This window comes from Kocuria sp. UBA1838, assembly GCF_002338785.1.
Lineage (GTDB): Bacteria > Actinomycetota > Actinomycetes > Actinomycetales > Micrococcaceae > Kocuria > Kocuria marina.
Map to the genome: position 1 here is coordinate 19,208 of NZ_DDIY01000015.1, position 19,043 is coordinate 38,250.

The window sequence follows — 19,043 nt, forward strand, 5'->3', positions numbered from 1 at the left end:
GGTGCGCCGGATTCCGGCGCACCACGAGAACGGTTACTTCTTGACGATCGTTTCCTGGTTCACAGCGGTCGCGCCCAGGGACTCGTGCTCCTCGACCCCGGCCTCGATCCCGTGCTTGGAACCGTGGAAGTCCCGTTTGACCTCGGCCACGGCCGTCTTGAGCGCCTCGACCGCGTCGTCCTCGAGCTTGCCCGTGGAGTTGATCGAGTCCATCACGTTGGTCGTGCGCCGGACCTGGTCCAGCAGCGCGCGCTCGAAGTCCGCGACGTTGGCGACGTCGACGTCGTCGAGCTGGCCCGTGGTACCGGCCCAGATGGACACGACCTGGTCCGCGACGGGGTACGGCGTGTACTGGGGCTGCTTGAGCAGCTCCATGAGCCGCTCACCGCGGATCAGCTGCTGACGGGACGCGGCGTCCAGGTCCGAGGCGAACATGGCGAACGCCTGCATGGATCGGTAGGACGCGAGGTCCAGTTTCAGCGTGCCGGAGACCTTCTTCATGGCCTTGACCTGCGCGGCACCGCCCACGCGGGACACCGAGATGCCCACGTCCACGGCGGGACGCTGGTTGGCGTTGAACAGGTCCGACTGCAGGAAGATCTGACCGTCGGTGATGGAGATGACGTTGGTCGGGATGAACGCCGAGACGTCGTTCGCCTTGGTCTCGATAATGGGCAGACCGGTCATGGAGCCCGCGCCCAGCTCGTCGGAGAGCTTGGCGCAACGCTCGAGCAGGCGCGAGTGCAGGTAGAAGACGTCACCCGGGTACGCTTCACGTCCCGGCGGGCGGCGCAGCAAGAGCGACACCGCACGGTAGGCCTCGGCCTGCTTGGAGAGGTCGTCGAACACGATGAGCACGTGCTTGCCGCCGTACATCCAGTGCTGACCGATCGCGGAACCCGAGTAGGGGGCCAGGTACTTCAGACCGGCGGACTCGGACGCGGGAGCGGCCACGATCGTGGTGTACTCCAGGGCGCCGTTGTCCTCGAGGGTCTGGCGCACCGCGGCGATCGTGGAGGCCTTCTGACCGATGGCCACGTAGATGCAGCGCACCTGCTTGTCCACGTCACCGGACTCCCAGTTGGAGCGCTGGTTCAGGATGGCGTCCACCGCGATCGCGGTCTTACCGGTCTGGCGGTCACCGATGATCAGCTGACGCTGGCCACGCCCGATCGGGATCATGGCGTCGATGGCCTTCATGCCGGTCTGCAGCGGCTCGTGCACCGACTTACGCATGGTCACGCCCGGAGCCTGCAGCTCCAGTTCGCGGCGACCCTCGGTGGCGATGGGTCCGAGATCGTCCAGGGGCTCGCCCAGGGGGTCCACGACGCGGCCGAGGTAGCCCTCGCCCACGGGCACCGACAACACCTCGCCGGTGCGGTGCACCTCCTGGCCTTCCTCGATGCCCTGGAAGTCACCGAGCACCACGACGCCGATGTCGCGGGTGTCGAGGTTCAGGGCCAGGCCCAGCACCCCGTTCTCGAACTTGAGCAACTCGTTCGCCATGACGGAGGGCAGGCCCTCCACATGCGCGATACCGTCCGCGGCGGACGACACGCGTCCGACTTCTACTCGTTCCACATTGCCGGGATCGTAGGACGCCGCGAACTCATTCAGCGCACTACGGACCTCATCGGCATTGATGGTCACATCGGCCATCTACTGTCCCTGCTCTCTACGTCTTGTGATCATCGCTCGAGCCATGACCACGGTTGTACTTGTCGCGATGCGTTGCCCCATCGCCGTGCGGCCGCCCCAGCGGTCGGGGGGCAACGTGACGAGATGCCGGCATCGACCGACTCCCCGCGATCCCCGCTGCGCGCGGGGATCAGGCTGCGATCCGCTGCTGCAACTGTTCCAGCCGGTGGGTCACCGATCCGTCGATGACCTCCTCGCCCACCTGCACCCGCAGGCCACCCACCAACGACGGGTCCACCTCCGTGGTGAGCTTCAGGTCCCGTCCGTACAGCCGGTTCAGACCCTGGCGCAGTTTCTCCGTCTGGTCCTCCCGGAGGGGACGAGCCGTGGTGATCCGCGCGATCCAGCGCTGCTGACGGTCCGCGACCCACTCGGCAAAGTGCCCGAGCAGGCGACCGGGTAGTGCGCCCCGGGGTTCGCTCGCCGCGCGTTCGATCAGCAAGGACACCTCCTCCGAGCTCGTCGTCATGAGACGACGGGCCAGGGTGACCTTGGCCTGCGCGCTCGCGCGCGAGTCCGAGAACGCGTTCTGCACCTCGGTGGAGTGATCCAGTACGGACTTGAACCGGATCAGTTCGTCCACGAGGGTCTCGAGCGCGTTCACGCCGCCGCGGTTCTCGGCGGACGCGGCCGCGAACAACACGGCCGTGCGTTCGATCCCGTCACCCAGCTGGCGCTCGGTGGCGCTGCGCTGGGATGCGAGTTCGGCGACGACGTCCACGGCCACCTCGTGCGCGCGGCCGTCGAGCAGCGTGTGCACGAACCGGGCGCGGTCCTCTGCGGGCCGGGAGGGATCCGTGAGAGCGCGGCGCAGTGCGCCGTTCTCGTCCACGATGTCCAGGATCTCGAACAACTGGTGTGCGATCTCGGGACTCGCGGCAGATGCCCAGCGGTCAACGTCCACGGAGAGCGGACGATAGGGTTCGTTCGATGCTTCTGCCATTACCGTGCAGCTCCCGTGCGACCTTGCTCGGCCTCGAGATCAGCCAGGAAACGATCGACCACGCGGTTGGCGCGATCGTCGTCGTTCAAGAACTCCCCGACGATCTTGGACGCGAGCTGTGTTGCCAAAGTGCCCACCTCGTCACGCAGTGAGACCACAGCGGCCGCACGCTCGGCCTCAATGGCCTTGTGCGCGTTCTCGGTGATCCGCGCGGATTCGAGGTTGGCGCGATCCTTGAAGTCCGCCAGGATCTTCTCGCCCTCGGAGCGAGCTTCCTCACGAATCTTCTGGGCCTCGAGCCGGGCACTTTCGAGCTGCTGGTTGTACTCGTCGCGAGCGGCCTTGGCCTCGGCCTGAGCAGCCTTGGCCTTGGCCAGTCCACCCTCGATGGCGTCAGCGCGGTCCCTGAAGACCTTTTCGAACGCCGGGACGATGAACTTGTACGCGATGAAGAGCAGAATTGCGAACCCCACAAAGGTAATCAGCATTTCCCAGCCGTTGGGGAGCAGAGGGCTCTGCCCCTCTTCAGCTGCCAACACCATTGCGTTCATGAGCGCGATTCCTGTTCTCTAGTTAGGGCGAGTGCGAAAGGGAGAGCCCTTAGAGCAGCGCCAGGACGAAGCCCAGAATGGCGAGCGCCTCGACCACGGCGAAGCCCATGAACAGCATGGGCTGGATCACGCGCTGGGACTCGGGCTGACGGGCCACGGACTGCATGTAAGCCGCGAAGATGAGACCCACACCGATGCCACCGCCGATGGCAGCGAGACCGTAGCCAATAACGCTGAGCGAACCTTCCATTATGGATATTTCCTTTCTGGGTGCCCGCTGGAGCGGGCCATGGTGCCATTACGGGAAACCGTGAATGGTCGATGGTCACGTGAGCGGCCCGGAGGTCGCGCTCCTTCGTGGGGCTAGTGCCCCTCCTGCAGTGCGCCCTGTACGTACACGGCGAACAGCAGGGTGAAGATGTAGGCCTGCAGGATCTGGATCAGAACCTCCAGGAAGTAGATGAACAGTCCGAGGACCAGACCGAAGATCGAGCCGCCGATGCCCAGGGCGCCGCCCACCTCGGTGGCGAGGTACGCCATGAAGGCCGCCGCGACCATGATGGCCATGTGGCCGGCGAACATGGTGGCGAACACACGCAGTGCGTGGGTCACGGGGCGGATGATCATGTTCGAGAGGAACTCGAGCGGGATCAGGATGAGGTACAGGACCTTGGGGACGTTCGGCGGCATGGTCATCTTGGCCATGAAGTGGCCCAGACCGTGGCGCTTGATGCCGACCCCGACCCACACGACGTAGGCGATGGCCGCGAAGACGTACGCGGTGCCGGGGTGCGAGAACGTGGGCAGCTGCAGGACGGGGATGGACCCGAAGAGGTTGTTCACCAGGATGAAGAAGAAGAAGGTGAACAGCAGGGGCACGAACGGGCGGAAGTCCTTCTCGCCGATGATGTCGCGACCCAGGTGGTTACGCACGAGCCCGTAGCCCATCTCACCCAGGTACTGGCCCTTGGTGGGGACCAGCGCTCGCCGCCGCACCACGTACATGAAGAACGCGGCGATCAGAACCACCGACAACAGGATCAGCAACGAGTGCTTACCGAGGGCGAAGGAACCCACTTCGAAGAACGGGGGCAGATGCGCATCTTCCGTGGACGGGGCCACGAATTCGGCCGGAATCCTCAGGGCGGGGTTCAATACAGGTCCTTTCTGCGGTATCCAGACCGGTCACACTCTGGGCTCGGGGCCCATGCCGGATGACTTCTTCGTCTCCGACGGGGTCTTTTGCGGGGCGGTACTGCGGTTCAAGGCGTCCCTCATATGAAGATAACCGAGGTACACCCCGGCGGCCGCCCCGAAGACAGCTCCCGCGATCACAATCCACCGAGTTCCCAGTAGGTGATCCAGGAACCAGCCTACCAAACTCCAAAACACCGCACCGACCACGATGTACAGCAGGACCGCGATCCCACCACCCAGACCGCCACGCTCCACGAGCTCCCCCGCGGTGTGGAGGGTTTCCTTGCGCGCGTTGTCCCGCATGCGCGTTGACATCCCCCGCAGGTCCCTGGGGCGCCGGTCTCCCGGCTCGTTCGGTGCGGAACTCATGGCGTTCGCCTTTCGTGAGTGGGTCGGTCGTGCCCCGCCCGGCCGCCACTCGAGTCACGGGCGGGAGGGACGGACGGGGCGGCAGCGGCGTCGTCGTGGGCGTGTTCGACGGCCGACGACGCAGCGTGGGGTGCGGGCTCGGGCGCGTCCTGCCGGGTGACACCGCGGGTCAGCACGGTGAAACTGGCCAGGGCGAGTACGAGACACACCAGGACGGTCACGGCGAACACGCGCGGGGCGAGCCACGGCGGGGCCCCCAGGAACAGCAGGAACCAGCCCAGCACGAGCACCTTGAGGAGGTACAGCGCGGCGAGCGCGGGAGCCGTGGCCGCCGGTGCCACGCGGTACATCTGAGCCGCCACGAGGGCGGTGGCTGCGGAGCTGACCGCGATGATCCCCGCCCCGAGCAGCGCCGAGCGCGGTGCCGAGAGCATGTCCACGACGGCTGAAAGTGTAAGCAGAATCACACCCAGGATCAGGAACATGACGGCCCCGGCCCGCACACCCCGGGCGTAGGAAGGGGGGCGGGAGCGGGCGGCGTCGTGCGCGGCGGATTCCTCCGACGAACGCGGAGCGCGGTCAGGGGTCACGGGCGCAAACTCCGTGCGGTGCTCCGGGCGCGGGCGAGCAGCACCGGGGACACGAGGTACAGCACGATCACGAGCACCACAGCCACACCGGCGAGCACGGAACCCGTGCCCGCGGCCCGTAGACCGTAGAGGGAGATCAGACTGACGCACGCCGTGGCGGTCGTGACCACCGCGGCGGACTGCACGTGGGACAGGCCCACGTCCGTGAGGCGCTGGTAGACGTGCTGCCGGTGCGGTGTGTACCAGACCTCCCCGCGGCGGATCCGCAGCACGAGCGTCACGGCGGTGTCCGCGAGGTAGACCAGCAGCGGGGACAGCAGGTACTCCACGTAGACGCCCGAGAGGAACGCGCCGATCGCGATCGCGGCGATGGCACCGCCCAGGACGTAGGAGCCGACGTCGCCCAGGAAGACCGTGCCGCGCCCCAGGTTCCACGGTAGGAAGCCCAGGAACGCACCGGCGAGCGCGAGGCCCGCGCACACCATCCACGGCATCCCGTTTGCCGCACCGGCCCACGCGTAGAACAGCCCCACCACGCCGCCGTGCAGCCCGGAGATCCCGTTGATACCGTCCATGAAGTTGGCGATGTTGACGTAGGCCACGGTCGCGAGCACACCCACGGGCCACCACCACGCGGGGATGCCCAGGGCCACGATCATGGCGGCGGTCCCGAGCGCGCCCACGAGGGCCTGCATGCCCAACCGGACTCCGATGGACACGCCGCGGTAGTCCTCGGCCCAGCCCAGGGCCGCGCTGGCCGCGGTCATGGCGAGCACGGACAGGGCGAGCGAGCGGTCCACGGGGATCAGACCGAACCCCAGGGACAGCCCGTACGTGAGGATCAGGGCGATGGCCACCGCGAGTCCCATCCCGCGCAGTACGGGCCGCGAGTGCGAGGACCGGTCGGACGGGATGTCGATCACGCCCCACCGGCGTAGCAACGGCTTGACCGCGAACGGCAAGAGCACTGAGAGCACGAAGGCAGCGGCGAGTGTCCACGGGGCGAGGGCCAACAACAGGTTCAGCGCCTGGCCGTCCGTGAAAGTGGCGGGGCCGGTGTCGACCGCGGGGGCCGTGGGTACGCCGTGGGCGGGCAGGAACGCGGTGGACACGAGGACGGTGCTCATGCGTGGCGCCTCCAGCCCGTGTGTCCCTCGGCGGCGTCGCCGTCCGCACCGTCAGCGTCCGCGTCCTCGGCGCGGAGTCCGGTGGCCGGTGCGCACTCGGCGGCGCGCGGCACGGAGAAGTCCGTGACCTTGGGCTGGGTGCTCATCACGACCTGCGGGATGGACCCCGTGAACATCATCCCGCCGCGCACCTTCCACACGTGACGGTCCAGGTTCGCGGGATCCAGGCGCTCGGCCTTGGCGTGGGAGATCTTGGGGTGGAAGGGCCGCTCGTCGGTCTCACCCGTGCCGATGAGGTCCTCGTGCAGCTTCTCACCGTGGCGCAGCCCGGTGATCTCGATGCTGATGTCCTCGCGCCCGGACATCGACCGCAACCGGTGGGCGATGTCCAGGATCCGCACGGGCTCCCCCATGTCCAGGATGAGTACCTCTCCCCCGTGCGCGATCGCACCGGCCTGGATCACGAGCTGACACGCCTCGGGGATGGTCATGAAGTACCGGGTGGCATCCGGGTGGGTCACGGTGATCGGCCCGCCCTGACGGATCTGTTCCGCGAACAGCGGCAGCATGGACCCGCGTGAACCGAAGACGTTGCCGAAGCGCACGGACGCGTAGCGCTTGCCCGTGCGGTCCCCCATCCACGCGGTGAGTTTCTCCGCCACGCGCTTGGAGTGACCGAGCGCCGTGGTGGGGTTGGCGGCCTTGTCCGTGGAGATGTTCACGAACACGTCCACGTCCACGGCGGCCGCGGCGCTCAACACGTGCAGCGAGCCCATGACGTTGGTCTTCCACGCCTCGTCCGGGTACTGCTCGAGCAGGGACACGTGCTTCAGCGCCGCAGCGTGGAAGACCACCTGGGGCCGGCGGTCCTGGAACACCCGGGTGAGAGCGTCCGGATCGCGGATGTCACAGAGCACGGTGTCGTTGCCGTCCAGCAGGCCACGCCCGGTGATGGAGATCTGTGTGGCCTGCAATCCGGATTCGTCACGGTCCAGCATGATCAGCTCGGCGGGTTCGAAACCCACGAGTTGGCGGCACAGTTCCGAACCGATCGACCCACCCGCGCCCGTGACGAGCACGCGCTTGCCGGTCACGTACCCCGCAATGGCCTCCACGTGGATGTCCACGGGCCGCCGTCCGATGAGGTCCTCCATGGAGATGTCACGAAGGTCCACGCTCTGGTTTGCGCCGGTGAGCATCTCGGTCAGGGGCGGGACGGTCATCACGCGGGTCCCGGTGCCCTCCACGGCTTCCGAGACGCGTTGCATGGTGCGGGGGTCCACGTCCGCGACGGCCACGATCAGCACGCCGGCGCGCGTGTGCTCCAGGACGGACGCGGCGTCGTGCAGCGTGCCCATGACCGGGACGGAAGAGATGCGCAGGTGCTTCTTGGCGGGGTCGTCGTCGAGCAGGGCCACGGGCAGGAAACCGGAGGCGGGGTCCTGCATCATGCGGTGTACCAGGAACGTGCCCAGCGCGCCCGCACCGAAGATCACCACGTTCTGCGCCTGCTCACCCGGCTTGGCCGTGGATTCCTGGTACATGCGTTTGAGGTAGCGGAATGCGGCCATCAGCAGGCACGCGAACGGGAACGCGATGAACCCCAGCGAGCGCGGGATCCACAGGGCCACACCGAAGACCAGCAGGACGGCCTCGAGCAGTGCCGTGACGATCACGGTCACGACCACGAGCAGCTTGGCCTCCTCGAAACTGCCGAACGAGTACCGGCCCTTGTAGAGGGCGAACGAGAAGCCCACGAGCAGTTGCAGCACGACCGCCACCACGCACGTGATGATCACGCCCCCCACGGAGATGAGCTCCACGTTCATCTCGAACCGGAGGAACGCCGCGACCCACAGCGCCACGATCCACGCGACGGAATCCAAGATCATCTGGATCCACAGCCACGCGACCGGTTTGTCCGCTCGGGGGGTGGGGCTTGCGGGGGTGACCATGCAGTCGTAGTCCTTTCGGGTGCGGGTCAGTCGCGGTGACCCACCATGAGCCGGTACGCCGTTTCCCGTACCCTCAGGGGGACGAATCGGTAGCCGCCGCGCACCATGACGTTCACGGCCCATTGTAGGAACCCCACGTGGCCCAGGGTGCGCAACCGGTGCTGCAACGTCAGTTCGGCCCGCAGCACGCGGTACCCGCCGCGGCGTTCGTAGGAGCCCGCGGAGACGCGATAACCCACGAGCGGTTCCGCCACGTTGCGCACGTCCGCGCCGGCATGGAGCATGCGCGTCCACAACCAGTAGTCCTCGGCCATGGGGACGTCCTCGTAACCACCCACGGCGAGCGCGGCACTGCGGCGCAGCACGACCGTGGGGTGGGAGATGGGGTTGCGGTATCGGCTCACCGCGGCGATCCGCGCGGCGCCCACGGGGGCTGTGCGCAGCGCGACGGGCCGAGTCTCGTCGTCGCCGATCTCGTGCATGGACGCACCCACGAGATCCGCGCCGTCCTCGATCAGGGGCAGTTGCCTCTCGAACCGGCGGGGGTAGGAGACGTCGTCCGCGTCCGCGCGCGCGACGACGTCGTACGCGCACCGCGGCAACGCAACGGTCAGCGCCTGGGCGAGGCCACCGTTCTCCGGGATCCGCAGCACACGGACGGGGATCGGGGATTCTTTCGCGAGCCGCTCGAGCTCCGCCGTGACCGACGCCGACACCGGACCGTCCTGGACGAGCAGCACCTCCGCGGGCGGGCGGGTCTGCTCCACCGAATTAGACTCCACCGCGCGCCGGATCCGCTCGGCGGTGTCCGCGGCGTACACGGGGATCAGCACCGAGAACCGAGCCGGCAGTTGCGCGGGGGTCAGCGGGTCAGCGAGGGCCACCGAAACCACGTCCGCGCATGCCGTTGCCGTAGAGCCGCGCCCACCGCACCAGTCCGGGCAGGTCACGGCGGCGCGCGTAGTGGGCGGGGTAGCCGATCGCGTCCGCGACCAGTTGCACCACGCGCTTGTAACGCCACGAGACGTACCCGCGGTTACGGAAGAAGTGGCGCTGCTTGAACTCCCCCGGCGGGATCAACACCTGCAGCTTGCCGGGGATCACCACGTGTTCCTCGGCCCAGCCCGGCGGGTGGGACACGGCCGTGGTCGTGACCGTGCCGAACGGCAGCCGACTCTTGCGCAGGCGCACGAGGAAGTCGACCTCATCCCCGCGCAGGAACAGTTTCAGGTCCGGCAACCCCACCCGGAAGAACACGGACTCGTCCATGAGCGCACCGTTGAAGAAATTGGCGTAGGAATCGATGAAGCCCAGCGGTTCCAGGTCCGCGCGACGGTGGGTGATCCCACCGTCCAAGCGGAACGGGAACGCGAGGGCGTCGTGGTCCTGGGGCGCCACGATGAGCGGTGACACCACGGCGAGCCCCCGCTCGCGCGCTGTTTCGCGCAGGGTGTGTAGGCACTCGGGGTCCTCGGGATGGGCGTCGTCGTCCATGAGCCACACCTGGTCCGCGCCGCTCGCGAGCGCCGTGAGGATGGCGAGCGCGAATCCGCCCGCCCCGCCCAGATTGGCCACGGAGCGGCGGTAGTGCAGCGTGAAGGCTCCCCCGATCCGCTCCCCCAGCGCGGCCTGGTCCAGGGCAGTGCGCCCGGCGTCCACGAGACACAGACTCGCGATCGGGTCGGTCTGGACGCGCAGCGCGTCGATCAGCGCCGCGACGTCCTCGGGGCGGTCCTGCGTGACGCACGCGACGCTCACGTTCGCGTCCGGACGGTCGCTCGCCCGCGCGGTGGATTCGGTCATGGCGCCCCCGGGACGACTCGTGATGTGCAAGGAAGATGTGCTCGACCGCGGCGCACGCGCAGCCGCTCGCGCGGGCGCCCGGCACGCCGGTGAACTCCGGGAGTCTATCAACGCGTACCTTGACGCCGCCTCGACGTCACCCGCACGGGTGATGTGCCGTGCTGACGACCACGGGCTGACCACCAAGAACGGGTCCGGGGCGCTACCGTACGATGAAGACACCATCACAGGAGGAGACACAACAGTGACGGCTCACAGCTGGCGCGTTCTCGGGGCCACGGGGTTCATCGGTTCCGCCATCACCACTGCCCTGCAGACCCGGAACATCCCGGTCACCCCGGTGGCCACCCCCCGACTGGCCTCGCCCGCGACCACGGTGCACCACCTCATTGAGCACGCGCACCGCCTCGAGTCCGTGATCGACTACCTGGCCGATTCCTTCGCCGGCGCGGACGTGGTGGTCAACGCCGCCGGTCTGGCCGCCCCCGATCAGACGCACCAGCAGTCCCTGACCGGGGCTAACGCGCTGCTTCCCGTCCTCGTGGCGCTCGCCGCCCACCGCACGGGCGTGCGCCGGGTGATCCACATGAGTTCCGCGTCCGTGCAGGCCGACGCACCCGTGCTGGACGAGTCCATCCGCACCGCACCGTTCTCCCCCTACTCCTTCTCCAAGGCCCTGGGCGAGTCCGCGCTCTACCGGTTGCGCTCCCAATGGCGCGAGGAATCCGGCGCTCCGCAGTTGAGCGTCATCCGCGCGACGTCCGTGATGGGCAGCGGGCGGCGCACCACGCGCATGCTCGCACGGTTCGCGTCCTCGCCCCTGAGCTCGGTCGCCGGGGACGGCTCCGCCCCCACCCCCGTGACCTCCGTGACCGCCCTCGCGCAGTTCACGGTGGCCGTGGGCGAGTTCCCTGAGGTCCTGCCCCCCGTGATCCTGCAACCGTGGGAGGGCGCCACTACCGGTTCCGTGCTGCGCGACGCCGGACGCCGCCACCCCCTGCAGCTGCCGTCCTGGGTGTGCCGGGCGGTGATCGCGACCGCGCGCACGGCCTCGGCCGCTGCCGGTTACCGCTACGGCGGGCTCATCCGCCGCCTGGAGGTCACGTGGTTCGGTCAGCGCCAGGTCCCCGGGTGGGCCCACGAGAACGGTGTGCTCCCCGAGCCCCACGTGCAGGAGGTGCTGCGCCAGGCGCACCTCGCGCTGGGTCGCTGAGCCGCGCGTTGGGTTCTTCGCAGCGCGGCCGCGCCCGGTCCGGAGCACTCCCGCGCTGACAGAACGATCCCCGCACCGTACCCGTCATGGGATGGTGCGGGGATCGTCTCGTCAAGGCACCTGTTGTTCAGGCCCCGTGGTTCTCGGGTTCCCCGGCGACGAGCCGCTGCGCCTCCTCCATGCTCAGTGCCCCGGTCCCGTCCCAGCGCGGCTCGGTGTCCGGTGTGCGTTCCCGTCCCTGGTCCACGAACGGACGGGCCTCCGCGGGGGAACTTCGGACCAGGTCGGCCACGAGGTCCTCGTCCGCGGGAGTCGAGCCGGCCGAGAGGGCCGCGCCCTCGCCGAACGATTCCGGTGCATTCGCTTCGGGGTTCTGACGCGCGGAGTGTGTCGACGCCGCGGCGTCGTCGTCCGAGACCGCCGCGCCGGCACCGCCGGCTGCAGCGGCCGCCTCCGGGCTCTCACCGGTCGCCGGAGCTGCCGGTTCGGTGCCGCCGTCCACGTTCGGGACGACCTCGCGCAGCCGCGCCAGCGTGATCGCGCCGTGGCGCAGCACCACGGGCGTCTCCCCCGTGCAGTCCACGATGGTCGAGGCCACGTCCTGCGCACCGGCGGGGACCTCACCCGCGGGCCGCGGACCGTCGTCGAGGTAGAGCGCCACGCGGTCCTGCAGCATCTCGCGGGCCTGCTCGGCGGTGCGCGCGGCGGGCATCCCCGTCCGGTTGGCGGAGGACACGGCCATGGGACCCACGCGTTCGAGGACCGCGCGGGTCACGGCGTCGTCGGGGACGCGTAGTGCCACTGTCCCATGGGTCTCCCCCAGGTCCCAGCCCAGGGTGGGCTGGGCCCAGCAGATGATCGTGAGGGCGCCGGGCCAGAACGCCTGCGCGAGCGCGCGGGCGTCGTCGGAGATCTGGTCCGCGAGGCCGTCGATCACCTCGGGGCGGGCGATCAGCACGGGCGGGGGCATTTCCCGCGTGCGGCCCTTGGCGCCCAGCAGTCCCTGGACACCGGGCGCCGAGAACGCATCGCAGCCGATGCCGTAGACGGTGTCCGTGGGCAGCACGAGGCATTCGCCGTCCGCGACGACGCCCGCGGCCTCGGTCACGGCCGCTTCGAGTTCCTGCGGGGTCCCGCAGGATCGGATCTCACTCACGAGCAACTCCTCTGCTGACGTGTTTCGTGTTCTTCCCGTGCTCCGCGCACCCGGCCGTCCCATTCACGGTACGTCTCCCGGCACGACGGCGCTGCGGCGCCCCGGTCTCTCAGCCCCCCGGCCCCGGCAGCGTGGCGGTCGTGGCCCGCGGGCGGTCGGTCAGGTCGTGGTGCGTGCGGATGTCCCGGAACCCCCGGTCCTCGAGGGCGCGGGCGACGGCCGCGACCTGGGACTCGGCGTGTTCCATGACGAATGAACCGCCCGGACGCAGGATCCGCACGGCGGTGTCCATCGCGGCGCACGGGAACGTCATCCCGGTCTCGTCCCCGCCGTACAGCGCCGTGGGTGGATCGTAATCGCGTACCTCGGGATCCTCCGGGATCTCACCGTCCGGGACGTAGGGTGGGTTGGTCACGACCACGCAGAACCGCCCCGCCGACTCGACCGTGACATCGCGGTAGTCGGATTCGAGCAAGCGCACGCGGGAGCCCGCCAGATTGCGCCGGGTCCATTCCAGTGCGGCCGGTTCGCGTTCCACGGCGGTGACCCTACTCGCGGGATCCTCGCTCGCCACGGCCAGGGCTATCGCGCCACTGCCCGTCCCGAGGTCAATGACCCCCGGGTGGGTCTCGCCGGCCCCGCGCCATACGCGCACCAGATCCAGGGTCAATTGGACGAGCAGTTCGGTCTCCGGGCGGGGGACGAAGACCCCGGGACCCACCGCGAGCTCGAGCTTACGGAACGGGGCCGTGCCCGTGATGTGTTGCAGGGGCTCACGCCGTGCGCGGCGTTCCACGAGGTCGCGGTACCCGTGCGGTTCCGGCGCGCCCAGGATGGCCCGCGCTTCGGTGTCCCCGCGGCCCAGGCCCAGCGTGTGGGCGGCGAGCAACACGGCGTCGACGTCCGGGGAGGCCACACCCGCGCGAAGCAACCGGGACCGGCCCCACGCGATCGCCTGGGCGAGAGTCGTGGCCACGGGAAGTTACTTCCCGCCCGCGGACCCGTGCTGCGCGGAGTCCTGACCCAGTTGTTCCAACCGGTGCTTCTCGTCCAGTTCCACGGCGGAGGCGATCACGGGTTCCAATGCGCCGTCCAGGACGTGGTCCAGGTTGTAGGCCTTGTACCCGGTGCGGTGGTCCGCGATGCGGTTCTCGGGGAAGTTGTAGGTGCGGATGCGTTCCGAACGGTCCACGGTGCGCACCTGCGACTTGCGGGCCGCGGCGTTCTCGGCGTCGATCTGTTCCTGCTGGTGCGCGAGCAACCGGGCGCGCAACACGCGCATGGCCGCCTCACGGTTCTGCAGCTGGGACTTCTCGTTTTGCATGGACACCACGATGCCCGTAGGGACGTGCGTGATCCGCACCGCGGAGTCCGTGGTGTTCACCGACTGCCCACCCGGACCCGAGGACCGGTAGACGTCGATCTTGAGGTCGTTCTGGTTGATGTCGATCTCGTCCGGCTCGTCCACCTCGGGGAAGACCAGCACCCCCGCAGCGGACGTGTGCACGCGCCCCTGGGACTCGGTCACGGGCACCCGCTGCACGCGATGCACCCCGCCCTCGTACTTGAACCGGGCCCACGCGCCCTCGGCCGGATCGGAGGAGGACCCCTTGACCGCGAGCTGGACGTCCTTGTAGCCGCCCAGTTCGGTGGGGGTTGACGAGAGGATCTCGGTCTTGAGCCCGGACTGTTCCGCGAAGCGCATGTACATGCGCAGTAGGTCCCCGGCGAACAGGGCGGATTCGTCCCCGCCCTCACCCGCCTTGACCTCGAGGATTACGTTGCGGCCGTCGTCCGGGTCCCGCGGGATGAGCTTGCGGCGCAGTTCCTCGCGCGCCACGACGAGCTCGTCCTCAAGGGGCTTGACCTCCGCGGCGAGTTCGGGATCCACGCTCCCGAGCTCGCGCGCGGCGCCCAGGTCCTCGGAGATGCGTTCCACCCGGCGATGCGCCTCGACGATGCCGTTGAGTTCGGAGTAGCGCCGACCCAGTTTCCTGGCCTTGCTCGCGTCCGCGTGGACGGCGGGATCCGCCAGGGCGCGCTGGAGCTCGGCGTGCTCATCCAGCAGCGGCTGAACGGGGTCGGACATACGGTGCTCTCCTGGGATCGACGGGTGGAACGCGGTGCTCGCGGGTTCCTAGTGACCGGCCAGCGTGGTCTTCTGGACCTGCAGCAGGAACTCGGTGTTGGACTGGGTATCCCGCAGCTTGCTCGTGAGCAGTTCCAGGGCCTGCTGCTGTTCCAGACCGGAGAGCACGCGGCGCAGCCGCCACATGATCTTGATCTCGTCCGCGGACAGCAGGTTCTCCTCGCGGCGGGTACCGGAGGAATTGACGTCCACGGCCGGGAAGATCCGCCGGTCCGCGAGCTGACGGGACAGGCGCAGTTCCATGTTGCCCGTGCCCTTGAACTCCTCGAAGATGACCTCGTCCATCTTGGACCCGGTCTCCACGAGCGCGGTCGCGAGGATGGTCAGCGAGCCACCGTTCTCGATGTTGCGCGCGGCGCCGAAGAACTTCTTGGGCGGGTACAGCGCGGCGGAGTCCACACCACCGGAGAGGATGCGGCCGGACGCCGGTGCCGAGAGGTTGTACGCGCGGCCCAGGCGGGTCATGGAGTCCAGCAGGACCACCACGTCCATGCCCATCTCCACCAGGCGCTTGGCCCGCTCGATCGCGAGCTCCGCGACCGTGGTGTGGTCGTCCGCAGGCCGGTCGAAGGTCGAGGCGATAACCTCACCCTTGACCGTGCGCTGCATGTCCGTGACCTCTTCGGGGCGCTCGTCCACGAGCACCATCATGAGGTGGACCTCGGGGTTGTTGGTCGTGATCGCGTTGGCGATCGATTGCAGCATGAGCGTCTTACCGGCCTTGGGCGGGGAAACGATCAGACCGCGCTGGCCCTTGCCGATCGGGGCCACGAGATCCACCACGCGGGGACCGATCTTCTTGGGCTCGGTCTCCAGGCGCAGCCGCTCCTGGGGGTACAGCGGGACGAGCTTGTTGAACTCGACCCGGTCCTTGTTCTCCTCGGGCTTGCGGCCGTTGACCGTGGTCAGCTGCACGAGCGCAGAGAACTTCTGGCGCGAGTTGTTGTGTTGTTCGCCCTCGCGGGGAGCACGGATGGCACCCACGATCGCGTCGCCCTTGCGCAGGTTGTTCTTCTTGACCTGGGACAGGCTCACGTACACGTCCGAGGGGCCGGGCAGGTAGCCCGAGGTGCGCACGAACGCGTAGTTGTCGAGCACGTCCAGGATGCCCGCCACGGGCAGCAGGACGTCGTCCTCGGTGATCTCGACGTCGTCCACGTCCGGACCGTTATGCCGGTTGCGACGGTTGCGCCGCTCGTTGCGATCGTTGCGATCGTTACGGTCGTTACGATTGCGGTTGCGCCGGTTGCGGCGGGAGTTACCCTCACCGTCGTTGTTGCGATCGTTGTTGTTGCGGTTGCGCCGGTCGTTGCGGTTCTGGTTGTCCTGACCGCCGTCCTTGGGGTCACCGGAATCGTTGGAACCGCCTTGGCCCTTGGAGTCACGGCGGTTGTCCCGGTCCTGACCGTTGTCCTTGGAATCCTTCTGGTTCTTGGCGTGGCGGGAACCGTCCAACTGACCCTGCTTGTTCTCGCGCCGGTTCTCGTCCTGGGACGAGCCGTTCTGCTCGGACTTCTCGTTGCGGCGACCGCGCTGGTTGCGCTGACCGCGCCCGGACTCGTTGCCGGAGTCGTCAGAGCCCTGGGCGGAGTCCTGCCCGGACTCGTCCCGGCCCTTCTCCGCCTGGTCCTTGTCCTGCTGGTTCTGGGCGGAACGGTCCTGGCCGGAGCGCCCGTGCTCACCGGTGCCGCTGGCCGTGGCGCGCCGGGAACGGCGCGAACCGCTCTGCGGCGGGACGTTCTGTTCGCCGTTCTCGCTCTCCGAGCCCTCCTGGGGCTTCGAGGAGGAGTCCGCCGACGCCGCGTCCGCGTCCGCGGCGGCCGGAGCGGCGTCGGCGGAGGACGACTGCGGAGCGTCGGAGGAGTGGCGCTGGGAGGCCTTGCGAGCGGTCTGCTCGATCTTGGCCTCCACGGCTTTGTCGCGTTCGGCGACGACGCCCCCGCGCTGGTGGGCCTCGATGGCCTCGACCAGGAGGGACTTGCGCATGCGACGCGCGCCGGTAATGCCCAACTGGGCCGCGAGGGCCTGCAGCTGCGCGAGTTTGAGCCCGGACAGACCGGTGCTCTGGGCGTTCGAGGTGTCCGTTCCCTGTTCGGGGGCGGTGGTTTCTGTCACGAAGCTTCCTTCTGACTCGATGGGGGTTGCGGCACTCAGATCACCAGCAACCCGACGATGATGGTGTGGGCCACCCGCGGCGGGCCACGAAAGTGCGCGCCGGAGGCGCGCGTCATCAGCAATGAAGTCCCCCGAATCTCCCGCGGAGCCGGGACGCCACATTACAGAGGTGGCTGGTCTACGCGGAAGAGGATCGCAGAGAGGCGACGCGGTCGAACACCTGCGTTGAGGAACTGCGCACGAGGCTCGGCTGCGGGGTTGCACTGTCCGGCACGGACGCGAACCCGGGGCCTATTGCGTGGATACGCTCACTTTAGCACCCTCTTCGGGCACCCGCAGGACATGAACACGCCACGTCACCGTCCGCCCCTGGTACTCGTGCGCCGGCGACGCCGCGTCCGCCGCGATCTCCTCGATCGCCGCAGCCACGCGCCCAGCGTGCTCCGCGCCGTTCGCGAGCGTGAGCACGGTGGGGCCCGCACCCGAGATCAGGGCGGCGTGACCGAGGTCGCGCAATCGGGTCATGAGCTCGCAGCTCGGTGCCATGGCCTGTGCGCGGTAGGGCTGGTGCAGCAGGTCGAACGTCGCGGGCACGAGCAGCTCGGGCCGTTCGCCCAGGGCCGCAACCAGAAGCGCCGCGCGGCCGGCGTTCACGGCCGCCGTGCGATGCGCGATCATCTCCGGCAGCAGCCCGCGGGCCACCGACGTGGCGACTTCGAAGTCGGGCACCGCGACCACGGGGACCACGTCCGGGTGCACGCGCACGGGCACGCTGTGGAAACGACCTTCGTCCTCGTACGAGATCGTCAGACCACCCAGCAGGGTGGGGGCCACGTTGTCCGGGTGTCCCTCCATGTGGGAGCACACCTGCAGCACCGCATCCGGTGAGAGCCGGTGGGACGCGGGGAGCAGCGCGTTGGCCGCGAGGACACCGGCGACCACCGCGGAGGCCGAGGAGCCCATGCCCCGGCCGTGCGGGATCGCGTTGTGGGCGCGCAAGCGCAGCGGGGGCAGCTCACCGGCCCCGGCGGCGTCGAACGCGGCCTGCATGGCACGGATCACCAGGTGCTCGGGACCGCGCGGCACGCCCGCCGCGCCCTCCCCCGAGAGGTCGAACTCGAGTCCGCGCTCGATGCGCGTGAGCGTCACGGTGTCGTAGTGACCCAGCGCGAGACCGAGCGAGTCGAAGCCCGGGCCCACGTTGCCCGTGGAGCCGGGGACCCGCACGCTCACGGTGGTACCCACGGGCGTGATGGCGCCCGGCACGTTCCCGGTGCGGGGTGCGCTGTCGGTGTCGGGCGTGTCGGTGCGGGTGGCGTGCAACGGTGCGTTATTCACGGCGGAGCCGGTCATTCCAGGCCGAGGGCCGAGGCCACGGAGACCACGTCGAAGGCCACGCGCTTGGGCTCGGCGGCCGTGGGGTCCTCGGCCTCGGCGCCCTTGATCGCCCACTGGGGGTCCTTCAGGCCGTGGCCCGTGACGGTCACCACGATCGTCGCGTCCGTGGGTACCTCCCCGGCCCGGGCCTTCTTGAGCAGACCCGCCACTCCGGACGCGGAGCCCGGTTCCACGAACACGCCCTCGCGGGACGAGAGCCAGCGGTGGGCCTCGAGGATCTCGACGTCGCTCACGGAGTCGATGAGCCCGCCGGACTCGTCACGCGCGGCGATGGCCGTGTCCCAGGACGCGGGGTTGCCGATCCGGATCGCGGTCGCGATGGTCTCCGGTTCCGTCACGGGATGGCCCAGCACGAGAGGTGCGGCACCCTCCGCCTGGAAGCCCCACATGGCGGGCGTGCGGGTGGACACCGCGGACAGGGTCTCACCCGAGGTGGCCGGGGTCTCCTGCGCGTACTCTCGGTAGCCCTTCCAGTACGCCGTGATGTTCCCGGCGTTGCCCACGGGCAGCACGTGAATGTCCGGGGCGTCGCCCAGTGTGTCCACGACCTCGAAGGCCGCGGTCTTCTGACCCTCGATCCGGTACGGGTTCACGGAGTTGACCAGGAAGACCGGGTAGGACTCGGAGAGCTTGCGCGCGACCTCCAGGCAGTTGTCGAAGTTGCCGTCGATCTGGATGATGTCCGCGCCGTGGGCCACGGCCTGGGACATTTTGCCCATGGAGATCTTGCCCTCCGGCACGAGCACCGCGCTGCGCATCCCGGCCTGCTTGGCGTACGC

General features: G+C 68.9%; 18 protein-coding genes. 1 reads left to right on the plus strand and 17 read right to left on the minus strand.

Annotated features, from left to right (window positions below; translation table 11 throughout):
• Positions 1 to 33: 33 nt before the first annotated feature.
• The 11 genes from atpA to B3I25_RS07035 all read right to left on the minus strand — a co-directional run bounded on the left by atpA (position 34) and on the right by B3I25_RS07035 (position 10,233).
• A complete protein-coding gene (gene atpA / locus B3I25_RS06985; RefSeq protein WP_064845322.1) occupies positions 34 to 1,659 on the minus strand; it encodes a F0F1 ATP synthase subunit alpha in 1,626 nt (541 codons plus the stop codon).
• Positions 1,660 to 1,828: 169 nt separating this feature from the next.
• Entirely contained in the window at positions 1,829 to 2,602 is a 774-nt protein-coding gene (locus tag B3I25_RS06990) for a F0F1 ATP synthase subunit delta (RefSeq protein WP_231885432.1), read from the minus strand.
• A 38-nt stretch (positions 2,603 to 2,640) separates the two neighbouring features.
• Positions 2,641 to 3,192, minus strand: coding sequence for a F0F1 ATP synthase subunit B (locus B3I25_RS06995; RefSeq protein WP_286738411.1), 552 nt, complete (start codon positions 3,190 to 3,192; stop codon positions 2,641 to 2,643).
• 49 nt (positions 3,193 to 3,241) lie between these two features.
• The gene (atpE, locus tag B3I25_RS07000) at positions 3,242 to 3,442 is read right to left on the minus strand and encodes an ATP synthase F0 subunit C (protein ID WP_035964663.1); all 201 of its coding nucleotides are present in this window, start codon (positions 3,440 to 3,442) and stop codon (positions 3,242 to 3,244) included.
• A 113-nt stretch (positions 3,443 to 3,555) separates the two neighbouring features.
• A complete protein-coding gene (atpB, locus tag B3I25_RS07005; RefSeq protein ID WP_064845326.1) occupies positions 3,556 to 4,347 on the minus strand; it encodes a F0F1 ATP synthase subunit A in 792 nt (263 codons plus the stop codon).
• A 30-nt stretch (positions 4,348 to 4,377) separates the two neighbouring features.
• Positions 4,378 to 4,758, minus strand: a complete 381-nt coding sequence (locus tag B3I25_RS07010) for a hypothetical protein (protein WP_064845328.1) — start codon at positions 4,756 to 4,758, stop codon at positions 4,378 to 4,380.
• Entirely contained in the window at positions 4,755 to 5,348 is a 594-nt protein-coding gene (locus B3I25_RS07015; protein WP_286738412.1) for a hypothetical protein, read from the minus strand. Before B3I25_RS07015 ends, B3I25_RS07010 begins: the two co-directional genes overlap by 4 nt.
• Positions 5,345 to 6,475, minus strand: coding sequence for an MraY family glycosyltransferase (locus B3I25_RS07020; RefSeq protein WP_206398966.1), 1,131 nt, complete (start codon positions 6,473 to 6,475; stop codon positions 5,345 to 5,347). Before B3I25_RS07020 ends, B3I25_RS07015 begins: the two co-directional genes overlap by 4 nt.
• Positions 6,472 to 8,430 carry a polysaccharide biosynthesis protein gene (locus B3I25_RS07025; protein ID WP_286738413.1) on the minus strand — a complete coding sequence of 653 codons (1,959 nt, stop codon included), beginning with the start codon at positions 8,428 to 8,430 and terminating at the stop codon, positions 6,472 to 6,474. Before B3I25_RS07025 ends, B3I25_RS07020 begins: the two co-directional genes overlap by 4 nt.
• A gap of 26 nt (positions 8,431 to 8,456) precedes the next feature.
• Positions 8,457 to 9,314: a glycosyltransferase gene (locus B3I25_RS07030; protein WP_064845331.1), complete on the minus strand. Its 858-nt coding sequence runs from the start codon at positions 9,312 to 9,314 to the stop codon at positions 8,457 to 8,459.
• The gene (locus B3I25_RS07035) at positions 9,301 to 10,233 is read right to left on the minus strand and encodes a glycosyl transferase (RefSeq protein WP_206398965.1); all 933 of its coding nucleotides are present in this window, start codon (positions 10,231 to 10,233) and stop codon (positions 9,301 to 9,303) included. The genes B3I25_RS07030 and B3I25_RS07035 overlap by 14 nt, the downstream gene beginning before the upstream one ends.
• 244 nt (positions 10,234 to 10,477) lie before the next feature.
• Here B3I25_RS07035 and B3I25_RS07040 point away from each other — a divergent pair, with 244 nt between their 5' ends.
• A complete protein-coding gene (locus B3I25_RS07040) occupies positions 10,478 to 11,446 on the plus strand; it encodes an NAD-dependent epimerase/dehydratase family protein (protein ID WP_085106384.1) in 969 nt (322 codons plus the stop codon).
• A 127-nt stretch (positions 11,447 to 11,573) separates the two neighbouring features.
• Here B3I25_RS07040 and B3I25_RS07045 read toward each other — a convergent pair whose 3' ends face one another.
• The 6 genes from B3I25_RS07045 to thrC all read right to left on the minus strand — a co-directional run.
• Positions 11,574 to 12,602 carry an L-threonylcarbamoyladenylate synthase gene (locus B3I25_RS07045; RefSeq protein ID WP_286738414.1) on the minus strand — a complete coding sequence of 343 codons (1,029 nt, stop codon included), beginning with the start codon at positions 12,600 to 12,602 and terminating at the stop codon, positions 11,574 to 11,576.
• A 109-nt stretch (positions 12,603 to 12,711) separates the two neighbouring features.
• Positions 12,712 to 13,578 (minus strand): peptide chain release factor N(5)-glutamine methyltransferase, encoded by an 867-nt coding sequence (gene prmC, locus B3I25_RS07050; RefSeq protein WP_098054778.1) that lies wholly within the window; start codon positions 13,576 to 13,578, stop codon positions 12,712 to 12,714.
• A gap of 6 nt (positions 13,579 to 13,584) precedes the next feature.
• Positions 13,585 to 14,691 carry a peptide chain release factor 1 gene (gene prfA / locus B3I25_RS07055; protein ID WP_064845335.1) on the minus strand — a complete coding sequence of 369 codons (1,107 nt, stop codon included), beginning with the start codon at positions 14,689 to 14,691 and terminating at the stop codon, positions 13,585 to 13,587.
• Between the two features lie 48 nt (positions 14,692 to 14,739).
• Positions 14,740 to 16,866, minus strand: coding sequence for a transcription termination factor Rho (gene rho / locus B3I25_RS07060; protein ID WP_286738415.1), 2,127 nt, complete (start codon positions 16,864 to 16,866; stop codon positions 14,740 to 14,742).
• Between the two features lie 291 nt (positions 16,867 to 17,157).
• Entirely contained in the window at positions 17,158 to 18,120 is a 963-nt protein-coding gene (thrB, locus tag B3I25_RS07065) for a homoserine kinase (protein WP_286738558.1), read from the minus strand.
• Between the two features lie 95 nt (positions 18,121 to 18,215).
• Positions 18,216 to 19,043 (minus strand): threonine synthase (gene thrC, locus B3I25_RS07070; protein WP_286738416.1); only part of this gene is annotated, 828 nt, incomplete at its 5' end.

Bases quoted from the DNA above. Each gene is read 5' to 3' on its own strand.
- prfA (WP_064845335.1), bottom strand. From the start codon at position 14,691: ATGTCCGACCCCGTTCAGCCGCTGCTGGATGAGCACGCCGAGCTCCAG.
- atpA (WP_064845322.1), bottom strand. From the start codon at position 1,659: ATGGCCGATGTGACCATCAATGCCGATGAGGTCCGTAGTGCGCTGAAT.
- B3I25_RS06995 (WP_286738411.1), bottom strand. From the start codon at position 3,192: ATGAACGCAATGGTGTTGGCAGCTGAAGAGGGGCAGAGCCCTCTGCTC.
- B3I25_RS07010 (WP_064845328.1), bottom strand. From the start codon at position 4,758: ATGAGTTCCGCACCGAACGAGCCGGGAGACCGGCGCCCCAGGGACCTG.
- B3I25_RS07025 (WP_286738413.1), bottom strand. From the start codon at position 8,430: ATGGTCACCCCCGCAAGCCCCACCCCCCGAGCGGACAAACCGGTCGCG.
- B3I25_RS07035 (WP_206398965.1), bottom strand. From the start codon at position 10,233: ATGACCGAATCCACCGCGCGGGCGAGCGACCGTCCGGACGCGAACGTG.
- atpE (WP_035964663.1), bottom strand. From the start codon at position 3,442: ATGGAAGGTTCGCTCAGCGTTATTGGCTACGGTCTCGCTGCCATCGGC.
- B3I25_RS07020 (WP_206398966.1), bottom strand. From the start codon at position 6,475: ATGAGCACCGTCCTCGTGTCCACCGCGTTCCTGCCCGCCCACGGCGTA.